A 14,910-nucleotide genomic window follows, 5' to 3' on the forward strand; every position below is an offset into this window, starting at 1 on the left:
AGGAAAAGCTAGATGTAAATACATGTACAGTGAGTTATATTAGAGATAAGTGAATGATACTAAAAAGGCTCTGAAAGGATTTAAAGCTTAGGACTTTGATAAACTAAGAGCAATATTTGCAAAAAAATGAAAGTTATCATCGATATTTATTAAAAAAGATGAAAAAAGTAATGTAAAGAATAATCTTTATAAAAGCTGTTAGTATTGTTAAAATAGAACTAAGAAAATTAATATCGGAGGAAAAGGTTGTGTATGATAATAAAACTAAATTAAAGGTAGCGTTGAATGCCGAAGCCAATAGACTACTTAAAAATACCCAAAATAGTCAATGTATGTATAAAGAATGTTGTAATAAGCCAATTGATTCTCATTGTTATCAAAAATCAATGTTACAAGAAAAATTGTCTGATAAAGAAGGTATGGTTTATTGTTGGAGTATTAAAGGATTAACTCAAGGAATTAGAAATGGGGAAGAAAGCTTCTTTGATAAAGAACATATAAATAAAGCTACGGTCTTCAAAGGTTTTTGTGAAGAGAATCATGATGCACCATTGTTCAAATTAATTGAAGTTAAAGATTCTGTAGAAAAAGCATCTTTGGAGGAATATTCATTTCTATATGCATATCGTAATTTATGTCATCTTTTATGGGAAGAAAAAACAGTATTAACAAATGATAATGCCATTTTTGAAAAGCAGTATAATAATCCTGTAATAAATGATATTAAACCTCTTATTGATAGTGGATTGAATGAAATTTCAAAAAAATTATCTATGGATTTTGATTTCAGGAAATATGAGAATTTAAAAAATCTATTTGAAAAATTTATTGTAGATGATGGAACTGTGAAACCTGAATTCATTAAAGAATTTAAAATTTTTACTTATCAAATAGATAACGAGTTGTCTTTTGCAAGTATGGCTTGTAAAGAATTATTTGAATCTAAATATCCGATTTCTTTTGGAATACTACCCGAATTTCAGAATAAACCAAATATATTTTATATAATCGCACATGAGGAAGATAGTTATATTTTTAATCAATTAGTAGAATACTCAAAAGATAGTGGATTTTTTATTCAAAACATTGTTCTGAAATGTACATCAAACACCATTTTACACCCAAAATTATACAATAAATTATGCTCAACTGGTGAAATTTATAAGTTAAATAAATTCATTTCATCTGATAAATATCTCGATTTTAATAATTATTTTGGATTTAACTTTTTTGATGTATGATAATGAAAAGAAACCAACAACTCACAGTTTGTAGAGGTAATACCTTTTAACGATAACCTTATTTAATCATTAAAAGGTATATGAAAATGTTTTCACATACAGACAAGACTACCTGACATACTTAGTGTTAAATCGTTTCACATTTGGTGTGCATGTTTATTAGACTAACATAGCTAAACCTCAAAAGGTTCCCCAAATTTTTTGAGTCCGCCCATGGGATAGGACTCGTAGAATGAGGAGGGAAACCGACGAAATGATACGGTAAGTCCGACCCGCTGAGTGCGTGGCTCTGCTCTTCCAATCTGAGATAGTCGAAAAGTAGAAGGGGATGGTATTGGTATCAATCAATGAGTAACAAAGTAACAGCATGATTCGAAACATTTGCTTGTAATTTGCGGAGGAACATCAATATGGATGGAATAACAAAAGATTCTATAAAAACGGCTAAACTAATGAAACAATTATGGCCCCAATTGACCGATAAAGAAGCTATTGATGAAGTGAAAAAATATACGAATGGCAAAAATACTGCAATCTTTACTGAAGTTGAAGGTGACACAATTGTAGGTCTAGCACTATGTTCACTCAGATTTGATTATGTTGAAGGTTGTAAATATAGTCCTGTGGGATTCTTAGAAGGGATTATTGTCGACGAGGAATATCGTTTAAAGGATATTGCTAAAAATCTCTGTACAAAATGTGAGGAATGGGCGAAAAATAAAGGATGTAAGGAATTTGCAAGTGACAGTACTTTAACGAATACGGATTCTATAAGATTTCATCTCAATATTGGATTTCAGGAGGCAAATAGAATTATTCATTTTAAGAAGAAATTATAATTTCAGAACGTGGTCAAAATTTATGTATCTTTAGAAAGTGTGAAAGATTGGACGAACTACGAATTACTTTTCATTAGTTAAGAATATAGTAATGTTGTAAAGTTAATCGAGGAGTTATTGATGGATTTTAGTAGTAAGATAGCTATAAATAAAGGCTGGTCAGATGATAAAAAATATTGTGTGACAGATAAAAATCAGCAAAAATATTTCTTGCGTGTTTCTGATAAGGAGAAGTTAGATTCTAAAAAATTTGAATTTGATATGATGGAGAAAGTAGCTTCTCTTGGAGTTCCGATGTGTAAACCGATTAGCATTGAACTCTGCGATGACGAAGTACATTCTTTACACGAATGGATTGACGGGAAAGATGCTCGAGAAACCATTTTAACTGTTTCAAAAGAACAACAATACATTTACGGAGTAGAAGCAGGAAGAATCCTTCAAAAAATTCATTCACTCCCTGTTACAGAAGTTCGTGAAGATTGGGAGGTCTTTTATAATCGAAAAATTGATGACAAAATCTCCAAATACAAAGAATGTCCCGTTCAATATGAAAATGGTCAGACCTTTATTGAGTTTTTAAATGCAAATCGAGATTTGTTGAAAGATAGACCTCAGGTTTTCCAACATGGAGATTATCATATCGGGAATTTCATGATTGGTGAAGATCGTAAAATTTATGTCATTGACTTTGATCGATTTGATCTTGGAGATCCTTGGGAGGAATTCAATCGTATTGTATGGTCTGCTCAAGTTTCACCTTCTTTTGCCTCTGGTATGATAGATGGATATTTTGATGGTAAGGTTCCGGATTTATTTTGGAATCTTCTCGCTATCTATATTCTAAATAACTTAGTTGGATCACTTCCTTGGGCTTTACCTTACGGAATCGAAGAAATATCAGTAATGCAAAATCAAGCTAAGGAAATTTTAGAATGGTATGATGATATGAAGCAAATCATTCCTAGTTGGTATCTGATTGAGAAAAAGGTTGAATAATAAAAGAGTTTAAATATCAATTTGAAAAAATGTCAAGATTATTTGCTCATATTATAACGAATTCAATTCTTTATTAATACCTATCGAGAATTATCTTAAAACTTGGAATGTTGTTTCGGGGTCAAGTTACATGAAAGAATATATTTTAAATTTAGAAAAAGAATTCTCTTTAATAGAAAATGGATTTAAAGAAGAAGAGCAAAGAGCTCTTGCTGACTATCAATCAAACGATAATGCGTATACCAAAGAATTAGCATTTTTAGCTTTTAAATCCAATGTATATCAAGTTAGAATGTACAGTGTATTTCTCTTTGGCCATTTGTCATCGTGTGAAGAAATTTTGATCTTTTTGAGGGATGAGGTTTCAAAGGATGACAATTGGAGAGTTCAAAAAGTATTAGCAAAAGCATTTGATGAATTTTGTAAGCAAACAGGTTATGAAAAATCTCTTCCGGTTATTGACGACTAGCTACAAAATAATAATCCAAATGTCAGAAGAGCTGTTACAGAAGGTTTGAGAATATGGACGAGTAGACCATATTTCAAAGAGAATCCATATGAAGCGGTTAGACGTATTGCAGCATTAAAAGAAGATTCTAGTGAATATGTTAGAAAATCAGTTGGTAATGCTTTGAGGGATATTAGCAAAAAATTTCCAGAGTTGATTAAAGAAGAACTTGATGGTTGGGATATTAATAGTAAAGAGATTCAAAAAGTTTACAAGTTAGCAAGTAGATTTATTAAGTGACAATTATCAGCTATAAACTTGGAAAAATGGTAACTATAAAATAGTTTTATTCTAAAGTTTAAGTTTAAACATCAACTCTATCCCTTTCATTCTATAATATAGATGTTGACTAGTGCCACATGTCGAGTATGTAGGTTTGCTCGTAAAAGCATAGAAAGCTTGGTATGAATCAATAATGAAAAGCCTTGATTGTAAGGCTTTTTTTGTGTTTTTGTGATAGAATATAGGTAGTTATAATCGACAGCAACTAAGAAGCAGTAACAAATATTACATTTAAAATAATCAAAATAAGGAAGATAAAATGACAGAAATTGATAAAAGGAATTTAAAAAATTATCTTTATATTACATTTGGAATTACTTATATAGCTTGGGGGCTTCTTGCCATCTTTACTCAATCTCATATTTTGGGATTAGAAACAATTATAGGAAGAACATTACATATAGTTGGTGCACTTGGTCCAGCTATTGCAAGTGGCTTTTATTTGAAAAGGAATAATATAAAATTTCAACATTTTGTATTTAGTAAGAAAGAAAATAGTAGTATTTATTTCATTATTCATTTGTTAGCAATTTTGATACTATTTTCTGTATCTTCCTTAGAATTAAACGGAGTATCCATTTATCTGATGCCATTATTCTTTATACAACTCATTTTTTTTGGTGGTGGACATGAAGAATTAGGATGGAGAGGAATACTACAGCTATTACTTGATAAAAAATATACTTATTGGCAATCTAATTTGATTGTAGGTTCAATCTGGGGAATTTGGCATCTGCCTTTATGGTTTATAGTTGGAGAAAGTCATCAAGGATTTCCTTTTATTTTATTTTTTATATATACGTTATTTTTAAGTTTTGTTTTAGGACTTCTTTACCGTCAAACGAAATCTGTCGGTTACTGCTTATTATTTCATGCATTCGCAAATTTGTTAAATCTCTATTTTGTGTTGAAGATTAATCTTACTTTTATTATCATTTTTATAGCTTATTTAATTTATACAATATTAGCAAGTAATAGAATTAGTAAGAAAAAAATATTTTAAATTTTAGAAAAAGGAAGTATTATCATGGGAATATTCGATGATTTTAAGTACAAAGAAAAATGCCAAAATGAAGAAAAAGTAATTGAGGTACTTAAAAAAATTTTAAGAGCAATTCATCTAAATAATTATAGAGATATTATGGATTGTGTTGATGGTTCAGAAGTTGATGATGTAAGAGAGTTGCTTGAATATATTGACGATTCATTACAATTAAATGATTTTGATAAAATTGATGAATATGGTGTAGAATGTAATTTCCATCCGAATTATGAGTATTCTCAACTACAAGTTTATGAATTTAATGATCAAACTGGCTTTGCTGTTGAATATCAGATGACCTCCGATTCTGAATTAGTAGATTTAACCCTACAATTAGAATTTTTATACCAAGAGGATGGTTACAAATTAACTTCTATAGATGTAGATCCTGGATAAACTTTAGTTAAATATCTTCGTTATGTAATACATGTGTATAGTAAGAATAGGTAATTAGGTTGTAAGTCGTTTAAATCTCGGTTGGTTTTTCAAATATTGGAAGGATTAATGATGTATCTATTAGAATTGTACAAAAATGATTATTCTAAAGATTAAGTCGTGTTTGATTCTTTAGAAGAAGGGAAAGCCTTTGTATCTAAAATAACTGGATATACTCTAGAAAATGATTTTGATCAAGGTAATAAAGTAGAAATAACGAACATTTAGATGAAAGGTTTAGAGTAAACATGAGTCTCTTATTTGAAGAATTTAAAACCATTTGTTTCTATTTAAATCGAGTCGGAATTACACCGACACTGATGGGTTCTTTGGGATTGGAGTTTAGAACGAAAGAAAATTGGAGGCCGTCTGATATTGACATTCATGTGCCTGGTGACCCTAGAGGTTGGGAAGTACCTGATCATCTCAGAATTTATGACTGGGACAAGATAATGAAAGTGATGAAAGACTTAGGCTACGTCTTAATGGATATTCATGAGCATGAATTCCAAAAGGATAGAGTGAGTGTTGAATTTGGAAGTATCGATTCCTTACCTGATTTTGCAGGAGTTTCGGAATCGGATATAGAGCTTATTCACATTGAAGGCATCACTTTTCGTCTTCCAAGTATGGAGCAGTATCTAAGTATTTACAAAGCTTCTTCTCAAGACTCTTATCGAAATGATCACAATAACAATAAGGATTTTAAAAAGATCGAGTGGCTGGAAAGACATTTATAAATTATCATATGAACAATAGTAAGTTGTAAGACTGGTTGCTTTTTTATTTTTATTATTATTTTTATTTGTTATTTAATTTATACTATATTGGCGAGTAATAGAATTAGTAAGGAAAAAATATTTTAAATTTTTGATCAGCTTAACTATTATCGAAAGTAACGATTGATGTATTTAGATCACTGCTTCTTTAAACAGATTAAACAAGGATGAATCTATTGAAAGTCTCACAGTAAGGAGTTTAAACATGAAATTCCATGAATTTGGGGATAAGAATTTGCCTACTATCTTACTGATACATGGTGGTGGCAGTTCTTGGTGGAATTATCTTCGTCAAGCGCGGAGCTTGTCAGAAGACTACCGTGTTATTCTACCCACTTTGAATGGCCATGGTGAAGAATATCAACTCGATTATATTTCTACTGAAGATTCTGCTTTGGAGATCCTAGACTATATCAAAGCAAACTGTGGTGGGAAATTGTATGCAATCGGTGGTGTTTCGCTCGGAGGTCAAATTGCCATGGAGCTTTTGTCCTTAGACAGCGAGATAGCTGAGAAGGCCATCATAGACGGAAGCCTCTGTATTCCACAACCAAGGTTAGCTAAAATCAGCATCTTTATAGTAGCTCTATTTGGTAAACTGATGTTCAGTAAACTGTCTTGCAAACTTCAATTAAGCATGATGAACAAACTCTATCCTAAACTAGCTTATCCAGAGGAAATAAAAGCATATTATTTGGAGGATCTACCAAGGACACCTATTAAAACAATGGTGACCATTTACAAAACATATATGGGGTGTTACAAGCTGAAGGATACGATTTCTGCTAGCAAGGCGCAGGTTCTGTATATTTATGGTGAAAAAGAATTGAACTGTGTGAAAGCATCAGCGAAATTATTTCAGCAGCTACATCCAAACACTATTCTGTATGAAGCAAAGGGCTATAACCACGGCTTTTTATCAGCTTACCTGCCTCAAGAGTGGGTTGATTTGGTGGTACCATTTTTAAAGAGTGATTCATTGGGAATGTATAATGAATCTGATATGCTGTAAGGAGGAATCTTATGCTAGGAGCAATAGTAGGAGACATTGTAGGTTCTGTTTATGAATGGAACAATATTAAAACGAAGGATTTTCCCTTGTTTAGGGACGATTGTTTTTTCACAGATGACACGGTGATGACCTGTGCTGTGGCGGAAGCAATCATGAATGGTGGTCAGGAGGATGACTTCATTGATGCCATGAAGAAGTACGGCAGGATGTATCCAAACGCGGATTACGGTGCTAGGTTTAATCGTTGGCTTATGACCGACAACCGTGAACCTTACAATAGTTTTGGGAATGGGTCGGCGATGCGTGTTTCTCCGTGTGCTTGGGTGATGGAGGCTACAACAGACGAGTTGCCGTCCGAAGGGAAACGTCTGGCGCAACTTTCTTCAGAGGTGACGCATAACCATCCAGAAGGAATCAAAGGCGCAATGGCAACAGCGGATGCGATCTTTATGTGCCGTTATTTCTTCGGTAGTAATAACGCAGCGGAGATTAAAAGACGCGTTAAGGAACATATCGAGAAAGAATATGGATATGACCTTTCTAAAACGCTGGATGAAATTCGTCCTACGTACCGTTTCAATGAAACGTGTCAGGATACGGTTCCTCAGGCCATCGTTGCTTTTCTAGAAAGTACAGATTTTGAAGATGCGATTCGAAATGCGATTTCTCTTGGCGGTGACAGCGACACTCTTGCTGCAATCACAGGAAGTATCGCCGAGGCAGCTTATGGAATTCCTGAGTGGATTAAAGACAAGGCCTATAGCTATCTAGATGAGCCTTTGAAAGAGGTTCTCAGAAGGTGGGAGAAAGAAGTTTCAATATCAAACTCTGAAAAATAAGATTAAGGAAGTTGAGCAAATACTAGGGTAAAGAGTTATCACCTTTTGAGAGGAAAAGGCAGAAACAAACTTAACCAAGTCATGAGCTTGACCCCTGAAAAATAGTAAAGCGACGAGATAAGAAACAATCTCGTCGCTTTTTCTTTAAAGTTAATGTTTCCATGGATTCATGTTGCCCTATTCAGGTATTTACTCAGATTTTTGTTTATTCAAGAGGAGGATACAAGTCATTACTGCAATACAAGATACAAGAATTAGATACCACAGGTTTTCAAGACTAAAATCATTCTCTAGCATCAATCTGTATCCCCAATAAGCTGGGAAAACTCGCCCTAATATTTGGAGAAAATCGGGTAGTAAGCTAATAGGAAACATAATCCCCGAAAGCATAATTGAAGGCAAAAATACAAGTTGCGCTATCATGGTCAGCTTTGCTTGATTATTAACAGTAATGCCCAGTATACTTCCGATACTCAACGATACAAAAATGTAGATGGCAAGCGCGAGAAAGAATAAGGGAAATTGATTTGGTAGATTTGCTTTAAATAAAATTGGAGCAAGTAGTAGGATCACCATGCAGGTAATCATCAAATGAAGAAAGGCAGAGAGAACTATTGTCACCAATCCTAAATGAATAGGCACACCATTTGCTTTATAAATCTTTTTTATGTCGCTTCCGTATGTTTCAATCAAGGAAGGCGGTAAACCGAGAAAGGCCCCCATTGAAACACTCATGACAATCATTGACTGTATGAGTGTGCTACCCATTTCAGGCATAACGGAAGTAAAAATACCACCCATGAGAAGAAAGAAAATAAGCGGTACAATATAGTAAGTAACCAAGAGAGACTTACTTCGTATGTCCAATTTCCACTGTAATGCTAGGCTATATAAAAAACCATTCATTCCGATCCCCTCCTTGCCATTTCGATGAAATGCTGCTCCAGTGTGCCACGATCAACCTTAATATCCAATACCTGGATATTTTTCTGTTTGCATTCTTCCAATAATGAAATCAAAGTGTCCTCGATCGTATCTGTTTCAAAAGATTCCTCTCCGTCCCGGGTCTTTAAATGGATGAAATATTTTCTTCCCAACCTGTCTGTCAGTTCTGAAGGAGTACCACAAAAGACAATCTTTCCATTATTCAAAATAGCAATGCGGTCACATAAGGTTTCAACTTCGGCCATATCGTGGCTTGCCAAAACAATTGTCTTGCCCTGTGATTTGAGCTTTCGGATTTGTTCATGGAGGGACAGTCTTCCTTCAACATCAAGTCCCGCTGTCGGTTCATCGAGAAAAATAATATCCGGATTACTGATAAGTGCAAGGGCGAGATGTAGTCTTCTTTTTTGTCCTGTGGATAATTGCAGATATTGTGATTTCTCAATTTCTTTTATTCCAAGAGCCTTCAGCATGGTATTATTAATGCTTGTCTGATTCCATTTTGCAAAGAGCTTTATCGCCTCCATAGGTTTGATATGAGCAGGCAAAGAAGATGACTGCAGTTGAATTCCCATTTTGCCGTTTACAATAACAGTGCCTCCATCATATTTTCTCAGACCTTCGATACATTCAAGTGTTGTTGTTTTCCCAGCTCCGTTCACACCGAGCAGAGCAAAAATTTCTCCTTTTTCGATTTGAAGATCAAGACCTTTTAGGACCATCTTACTTCCGTATTTTTTCTCTAATCCACGAACCTCTATTGCGTATTTCATGCCTATACCTCCTCAAAGGGATTGGTTTCAAGTCTTGAAAAATAAACTTGCAAAGCTGGCTCTAAATAATCATTAACGATCTTTTGTTTTTCTTCCCAAGCATTAGTGGCGGTATCAATATTACCGACTTCCATCAACTTCGGAAGCATAGTCATATCTCCATTTGTAAACTCCATAATCAAGCCCCAGTATTCTTGAACAACTTGTTGGCATTGTTCGCTATCAGCTGGCACCTTTTCTTTTTGGAGCTTCACAATCTCATCACTCAGGCGATTAAATCTGTCCATAAAGTCTACTCCGCTTTTCTTGTCAAATCGACTGCGTATACGGTCCAGCGTATCATCATCAAAGCGCTTAATTAAAGAGTATGACTCATTCTTCATCTGTAGATTAACAATAATATCAGCATACTTCTTAAAATTAACCGTTTGCATCTGTAAAACTTCTGTTTTTAACTGTTCTATTGCGGCCAAAGAATCCTTAAGTTGTTTAATATTTATACGTATAGCATCCGCCTGCTCGGTAAGAGCATTTGCGATATCATCAGGTGTTTTCAAAGAGTTCAAACGCCCCTTTATGTCCTTCAGAGAAAAACCAAGCGATTTCAAGGATATAATCTGATGAAGCATGACTAGATCTTTATCGGTATAAAGCCTACGTCCCCCCTCACTTTCTGTAGATGGAGAAAGCAATTCTTCTTTATCGTAGTATTGTAGAGTACGGACTGTAACTCCCATTTTCTTTGCGACTTCCCCAACTGTCATAAAACCTTCAGGGATTGCTCTGAATTTTGCCATTATTCTCACCTCCTAATATATATTATACATCATGACGCAAGGTCATGAGCAAGCGCTTTATAAAAATTATTGATTAACGATTTTTCTATCGACCTCATACAGTTAATATAATTAAAAATGCTTGTAGAAACACCTATTTTAAGGTGACAAAAAAGAGTTGAAAGAGAAGTCCCAAAACAATTACTTGCATTTAGTATATCTTTTTGCTTTGTTCAATGATTGGTGCTATAATGTAGTTAAAAAGTAAAGAAAACATAGGAGATAGATGATGAATACAATGTATATTATCGTAGGATTTGTTGTTTTTTGGTTCTTGCTATTTGTTGTTTTTATGATTGCAAATGGTAATAGAAAGAAAAAAGCTGTTAGCTTTGTTAGTGATAATAGTGATAAAGCTATTGTTCATTTATACTGTTCAAAAACTAAAATTAATGGACAGAATCTTGCTGACTTTAATCCAATAACTGGAGAAAACCTAGAAAAGGTAGTTGCTTTAGTTCCAGGGAGATATACAATTGAGGGCGTTTATAAAACGACTGAGACTCGACTGAATCAAACAATCAATATCAAATCAGAAAATATCAGTATGGATCTTGACTTGGAGGCTGGGAACACCTATTCAATAGCTATGTACCTATACTCTCCTGAAGAAAGACAAGAGTATGAGAATGGCAAAACTGATGAAGTTGTTTTGAGTGTTCCGTTAACCATTGTCGCGGGTAGTGATTTCATCAAAGCATACATTATTTGCTACAAAGAAAAATGATTATCTAAGAGGCTGGGCTTAAGTTTGTTACTGGCCTCTTTTCTAATATTAAGTCAAGCTATGAGCAGGATCATTTTGTCAAGTAGGCTTGCTAATTAATCCAAATTTATGTGGGAGATAAATATTATGAAAAAGAGTACCTATAATCTATTAACTAAGATTCCTATATACGGAGTTTTATTAAAACAATCGAGTAAAGGTGAGATGAAGCTATGCAGTCCATTCCTTCAAGATATGGCGGAAATAGGAATTAGATCAAATGAAATTTATGCACTTCTAGAGGAAAAATATCCAGGCGAAGTGGTAACAAGAGATCGTTTTCATGAAGGTTATAATAAAATACTTGAATTAAAGTTTAAGAAGGAGATTGACAAAATTTAATGTCTTACTCTTATTTTTCAACAGTAGTACCACCTGAGAATGAGTAATAACGTAAAAATGATCAGAATTAATAGAAACATTTAAGATTTGAGGATGATAGATGGTTATATTGGAATTGTACCAAAATGATTTTTCTAAAGATTTAGTCGTGTTTGATTCTTTAGAGGAGGGGAAAGCCTTTGTAGCTCAAATCCCTGGATATACTTTAGAAACAGAAGATGAGTTTGAAGTTGAGTATTTTAACCCTAAACACTTGCCCGATTATATGGAAATTGTCTTCAATGGAAATATTGTCCCTTTATCTAGGTTTTCGTTTAATTCTGAGGAAAATGTGGACATTATTTGGAAAGAGATTTCGAATCTATCTGTTAAAAACGATAAAGTGATTGAAGGAGCTACAAAAGTCGATGCCTATGTCGTTAACAACGATGAAGTGAAAGTCTATGTCGAAGCCAGAGAAGCAAACTTCCGCAAGGCAAAAGCTTTCTTAGAAAGCAAAGGGTACGAAGTCGACAGAAGCTTTTTCGGAAGTGAAGACGGTGAAGCGATTGTCTACAGAAAACGCGACACTGAAGATTGGCACTTCCTATGTCACTTAGACCCGTTGTTTGTAAAGATTGAAGATGTCGAAGGATATTTGAAAGAAGCTATGGTAGATATGCAATAGTCAACCAAAGTTCGTTTTGAAATTGTGTCACTTCTTGTGTGACCTGATTAATTTGCAAAGAGAAAATCTTTTGAACTATTAGTTTTTTAAGGAGAAATATCTATCATGAAAATGGAAATCGGGAAAACCTATCTTGTAAAAAAAGATATTTTCGGTTTAAAAAAAGATGAACTTTGGACCTTAGTTGACAAGGGTTATCAGGCTTATTTTGGAGAACATAACTTTATATTTGTCAATGATGATAAAGTGAAGGTATTTGCAGTTTTGCAAGATGGTTCAGAAGAAGATATACAAATTTACGATCATCTTGATGACTATCTTGAAGAAGTCGCTCATGAGAATTTCTAGAGGATGCGAGTTGCAAATTGAAAATGCTTACTTTTAATTTAGCTTAGACCTAATTAATCATTTTTAAGTTAAGGGTTTATATTTGAAATAGAGTCTTCATTGAGACTTTTTGTTATAAAAAACTAGACTGAAACCAAGGTGAAAACCGTCTGGTTCAGTCTTTTTTTTCTGTTAATGTAGTATAATAAGGGTATAGGAATTCTATTTTTTAATAGGATTTTTCCAAGAACGAAGCTCTTATCAGAAAGAGGAGAAGTATGAAGCAATCACTTGAATTTTTAAGAGAAAGAATTACTGATAAGATGCCCTTAGACGATATGGTCGCAATCTTTGAAGATTTGTGTCGTGAGCCTATTGATGATGAAATGATTTTGTTTGAAGTAGGGACATTTACAAGTATATCTGATAAACCCTTGTTTCAACTATCGTTGGTAAGGCAAGCTCCAAATGAAGATGAAGAGTTTTATCAAGTTCACCTTGATATTTTCTATGAAGCTAGTCAAGACAATCAAATTTTTAGTGAATCAACCTGGGATGAGGATTTAGAGGAAAATATTTTTGACTACATTAGAAATTCAGAAGTATTTGCCTATGCAAAAGATCAGGAATACCTATCAGTCAAAATGTATCTTGAAGAAACTTAAGAAAGTTAGTTAAAGTAAGGAAATCTAATGACAGGAGAATTATAAATGAATAAAATAATGGTGATTATCAACCCTACATCTGGTGGTGAAAAAGCCCTGGATTATAAGGTGAAGTTAGAAAATAAAGCTAGAGACTACTTTGAACATGTGGACATTAAAATTACGGAAAAAGCGCAAGACGCAACAAACTTTGCAGAAGAAGCTTCCAGAGAGCGTTATGATGCAGTCCTTGTTTTTGGTGGGGATGGTACAGTTAATGAAGTAATATCTGGTATCGCGGAAAAAGAATATACTCCTAAACTAGGAATTATCCCAGGAGGAACTGGAAATCTCATTACGAAACTATTAGAAATCAATCAAGATATTGACGGTGCGATCGATGAACTTGATTTTAGTTCTACCAACAAGATTGATATCGGAAAATCAAATGGAAACTATTTTGGCTATATTTTCAGTATCGGTTCATTACCAGAAGCCATTCATAATGTTGGCATAGAGGATAAAACAAAGTTTGGTATGCTAGCCTATGCGATTAATACTATGAAGTCTGTGGTTACAGATCAAGCATTTAACATTACAGTTGTGACTGAAAATCGAAATTACATTGGACCAGCCAGTCATGTTTTAGTTCTCCTCACCAATTATTTCGCTGACAAAAAGATCTTTGATGAAGACAAGGATGGTTATGCTAATATTTTGATTTTAAAAGATGCATCTCTTCTTACTAAATTGTCAGTTATCCCTGACTTATTAAAAGGGGACATCGTAGAAAATGATCACATCGAGTACATTAAAGCTCGTCACATCAAAATCTCTTCAGATAGTGAATTAGAAACGGATGTTGATGGTGACAAATCTGATAATTTACCAGTAGAAATCAAGGTTCTAGGGCAGCATATAGAAGTTTATTCTCAACCGAAAGAATAAAACTTTTGAAAAGAATAGTAGATAATAAAGGAGCTGATGATGATGAAGATTTTAGTAATTAATTCTATTTCGTTTAAAAAAAGAATGATTGAATTACTATTTGATTATCTTTTCATTCTAGCTTATTTAGCACTTCTGTTTTTAGGTTCTATGCTTTTTTACATTATTTTTTTTAATGGTATCCCAGAGTTTACAGAAATTCAGTCGCAGTGTCTTGTTTTTTTTACCTCTGTTTTGCCAATCACTCTACTTTTTACATTCTTAGATTATACAAAGAATGGGAGTTTTGGGAAGGCGAAAGCAGGACTTCAATTGGTTTACGAGAAAAAAACAGTGCAAGCTAGCTTAATTAGAAACACCATTAAATTTTTACCTTGGCAAATAGGTCATATGGGCACGATACATGGTTTCTATAGTGAGTTTGATTTCTTATCTATTATCCTCTCGTTTTTAGCTACTCTCCTCGCAGTTGCCTTACTAGCAATGATGGTTTTCAGGAAAGATAAGCGACATCTAGGTGATCTTATAGCTCATACACAGGTACAGCTAAAAGGTGACTAAATTAAATATTTCATAGATATTTCACTTATTAGGGAGCGTGCTGTGTGCCAGCTTCCTTTTTAATGATTTAAAATCTACTTTACTTAGCAAAATGCTTGGACTTAAAATAAATTTGAACTATAATG

18 protein-coding genes and 2 pseudogenes are annotated in these 14,910 nt (G+C 33.6%); 17 read left to right on the top strand and 3 right to left on the bottom strand.

Going from position 1 to position 14,910, the window contains the following annotated elements:
- Positions 1-248: 248 nt before the first annotated feature.
- From QM810_RS01475 to QM810_RS01520, 10 genes and pseudogenes are all read left to right on the top strand, one after another.
- On the top strand, positions 249-1,241 hold the full coding sequence (locus QM810_RS01475) for a hypothetical protein (RefSeq protein WP_414253593.1): 993 nt from the start codon (positions 249-251) through the stop codon (positions 1,239-1,241).
- Between the two features lie 410 nt (positions 1,242-1,651).
- Positions 1,652-2,080, top strand: coding sequence for an aminoglycoside 6'-N-acetyltransferase (aac(6'), locus tag QM810_RS01480; RefSeq protein ID WP_414253594.1), 429 nt, complete (start codon positions 1,652-1,654; stop codon positions 2,078-2,080).
- 120 nt (positions 2,081-2,200) lie between these two features.
- A complete protein-coding gene (locus QM810_RS01485; protein ID WP_414253595.1) occupies positions 2,201-3,079 on the top strand; it encodes an aminoglycoside phosphotransferase family protein in 879 nt (292 codons plus the stop codon).
- Between the two features lie 130 nt (positions 3,080-3,209).
- Positions 3,210-3,827: pseudogene (locus QM810_RS01490) on the top strand (DNA alkylation repair protein).
- A gap of 301 nt (positions 3,828-4,128) precedes the next feature.
- Entirely contained in the window at positions 4,129-4,872 is a 744-nt protein-coding gene (locus QM810_RS01495; RefSeq protein WP_414253596.1) for a lysostaphin resistance A-like protein, read from the top strand.
- A 24-nt stretch (positions 4,873-4,896) separates the two neighbouring features.
- Positions 4,897-5,307 (top strand): hypothetical protein, encoded by a 411-nt coding sequence (locus QM810_RS01500; protein WP_414253597.1) that lies wholly within the window; start codon positions 4,897-4,899, stop codon positions 5,305-5,307.
- Positions 5,308-5,594: 287 nt separating this feature from the next.
- Positions 5,595-6,086 (top strand): phosphoribosylanthranilate isomerase, encoded by a 492-nt coding sequence (locus QM810_RS01505; protein ID WP_414253598.1) that lies wholly within the window; start codon positions 5,595-5,597, stop codon positions 6,084-6,086.
- A gap of 45 nt (positions 6,087-6,131) precedes the next feature.
- Positions 6,132-6,212: pseudogene (locus QM810_RS01510) on the top strand (CPBP family intramembrane glutamate endopeptidase); the annotation flags it as partial.
- 118 nt (positions 6,213-6,330) lie between these two features.
- A complete protein-coding gene (locus QM810_RS01515) occupies positions 6,331-7,137 on the top strand; it encodes an alpha/beta fold hydrolase (protein ID WP_414253599.1) in 807 nt (268 codons plus the stop codon).
- Between the two features lie 11 nt (positions 7,138-7,148).
- Positions 7,149-7,976, top strand: a complete 828-nt coding sequence (locus QM810_RS01520; protein WP_414253600.1) for an ADP-ribosylglycohydrolase family protein — start codon at positions 7,149-7,151, stop codon at positions 7,974-7,976.
- Between the two features lie 189 nt (positions 7,977-8,165).
- On the opposite strand, the gene QM810_RS01525 is transcribed toward QM810_RS01520, so the two are convergent.
- From QM810_RS01525 to QM810_RS01535, 3 genes are read right to left on the bottom strand one after another with little or no spacing between them, the layout of a single operon-like run.
- The gene (locus QM810_RS01525; RefSeq protein WP_414253601.1) at positions 8,166-8,882 is read right to left on the bottom strand and encodes an ABC transporter permease; all 717 of its coding nucleotides are present in this window, start codon (positions 8,880-8,882) and stop codon (positions 8,166-8,168) included.
- Positions 8,879-9,694: an ABC transporter ATP-binding protein gene (locus QM810_RS01530; protein WP_414253602.1), complete on the bottom strand. Its 816-nt coding sequence runs from the start codon at positions 9,692-9,694 to the stop codon at positions 8,879-8,881. The genes QM810_RS01525 and QM810_RS01530 overlap by 4 nt, the downstream gene beginning before the upstream one ends.
- 2 nt (positions 9,695-9,696) lie before the next feature.
- Entirely contained in the window at positions 9,697-10,491 is a 795-nt protein-coding gene (locus QM810_RS01535; protein ID WP_414253603.1) for a MerR family transcriptional regulator, read from the bottom strand.
- Between the two features lie 268 nt (positions 10,492-10,759).
- Between QM810_RS01535 and QM810_RS01540 the strand changes: the two genes are divergently transcribed.
- From QM810_RS01540 to QM810_RS01570, 7 genes are all read left to right on the top strand, one after another.
- Positions 10,760-11,257: a hypothetical protein gene (locus tag QM810_RS01540; protein WP_414253604.1), complete on the top strand. Its 498-nt coding sequence runs from the start codon at positions 10,760-10,762 to the stop codon at positions 11,255-11,257.
- Positions 11,258-11,383: 126 nt separating this feature from the next.
- Positions 11,384-11,638, top strand: a complete 255-nt coding sequence (locus QM810_RS01545) for a hypothetical protein (RefSeq protein WP_414253605.1) — start codon at positions 11,384-11,386, stop codon at positions 11,636-11,638.
- Positions 11,639-11,738: 100 nt separating this feature from the next.
- Complete coding sequence (locus tag QM810_RS01550; RefSeq protein ID WP_414253606.1) at positions 11,739-12,305, top strand: hypothetical protein; 567 nt, start codon at positions 11,739-11,741, stop codon at positions 12,303-12,305.
- 105 nt (positions 12,306-12,410) lie between these two features.
- A complete protein-coding gene (locus tag QM810_RS01555) occupies positions 12,411-12,653 on the top strand; it encodes a phosphohydrolase (protein WP_414253607.1) in 243 nt (80 codons plus the stop codon).
- Between the two features lie 257 nt (positions 12,654-12,910).
- The gene (locus QM810_RS01560) at positions 12,911-13,297 is read left to right on the top strand and encodes a hypothetical protein (RefSeq protein ID WP_414253608.1); all 387 of its coding nucleotides are present in this window, start codon (positions 12,911-12,913) and stop codon (positions 13,295-13,297) included.
- A 45-nt stretch (positions 13,298-13,342) separates the two neighbouring features.
- Entirely contained in the window at positions 13,343-14,224 is an 882-nt protein-coding gene (locus QM810_RS01565) for a diacylglycerol/lipid kinase family protein (RefSeq protein WP_414253609.1), read from the top strand.
- A gap of 39 nt (positions 14,225-14,263) precedes the next feature.
- Entirely contained in the window at positions 14,264-14,785 is a 522-nt protein-coding gene (locus QM810_RS01570) for an RDD family protein (RefSeq protein ID WP_414253610.1), read from the top strand.
- Positions 14,786-14,910 lie beyond the last annotated feature (125 nt).

The sequence above is a fragment of the Streptococcus infantis genome, assembly GCF_047464155.1.
GTDB lineage: Bacteria > Bacillota > Bacilli > Lactobacillales > Streptococcaceae > Streptococcus > Streptococcus infantis_U.

Excerpts from the sequence above, each read along its gene's own strand:
- QM810_RS01505 (WP_414253598.1), top strand. The coding sequence starts at position 5,595 with ATGAGTCTCTTATTTGAAGAATTTAAAACCATTTGTTTCTATTTAAAT.
- QM810_RS01560 (WP_414253608.1), top strand. The coding sequence starts at position 12,911 with ATGAAGCAATCACTTGAATTTTTAAGAGAAAGAATTACTGATAAGATG.
- QM810_RS01515 (WP_414253599.1), top strand. The coding sequence starts at position 6,331 with ATGAAATTCCATGAATTTGGGGATAAGAATTTGCCTACTATCTTACTG.
- QM810_RS01500 (WP_414253597.1), top strand. The coding sequence starts at position 4,897 with ATGGGAATATTCGATGATTTTAAGTACAAAGAAAAATGCCAAAATGAA.
- QM810_RS01545 (WP_414253605.1), top strand. The coding sequence starts at position 11,384 with ATGAAAAAGAGTACCTATAATCTATTAACTAAGATTCCTATATACGGA.
- QM810_RS01520 (WP_414253600.1), top strand. The coding sequence starts at position 7,149 with ATGCTAGGAGCAATAGTAGGAGACATTGTAGGTTCTGTTTATGAATGG.
- QM810_RS01540 (WP_414253604.1), top strand. The coding sequence starts at position 10,760 with ATGAATACAATGTATATTATCGTAGGATTTGTTGTTTTTTGGTTCTTG.
- QM810_RS01535 (WP_414253603.1), bottom strand. The coding sequence starts at position 10,491 with ATGGCAAAATTCAGAGCAATCCCTGAAGGTTTTATGACAGTTGGGGAA.
- QM810_RS01570 (WP_414253610.1), top strand. The coding sequence starts at position 14,264 with ATGATGAAGATTTTAGTAATTAATTCTATTTCGTTTAAAAAAAGAATG.
- QM810_RS01525 (WP_414253601.1), bottom strand. The coding sequence starts at position 8,882 with ATGAATGGTTTTTTATATAGCCTAGCATTACAGTGGAAATTGGACATA.
- QM810_RS01495 (WP_414253596.1), top strand. The coding sequence starts at position 4,129 with ATGACAGAAATTGATAAAAGGAATTTAAAAAATTATCTTTATATTACA.
- QM810_RS01530 (WP_414253602.1), bottom strand. The coding sequence starts at position 9,694 with ATGAAATACGCAATAGAGGTTCGTGGATTAGAGAAAAAATACGGAAGT.
- QM810_RS01550 (WP_414253606.1), top strand. The coding sequence starts at position 11,739 with ATGGTTATATTGGAATTGTACCAAAATGATTTTTCTAAAGATTTAGTC.
- QM810_RS01485 (WP_414253595.1), top strand. The coding sequence starts at position 2,201 with ATGGATTTTAGTAGTAAGATAGCTATAAATAAAGGCTGGTCAGATGAT.
- QM810_RS01565 (WP_414253609.1), top strand. The coding sequence starts at position 13,343 with ATGAATAAAATAATGGTGATTATCAACCCTACATCTGGTGGTGAAAAA.
- QM810_RS01555 (WP_414253607.1), top strand. The coding sequence starts at position 12,411 with ATGAAAATGGAAATCGGGAAAACCTATCTTGTAAAAAAAGATATTTTC.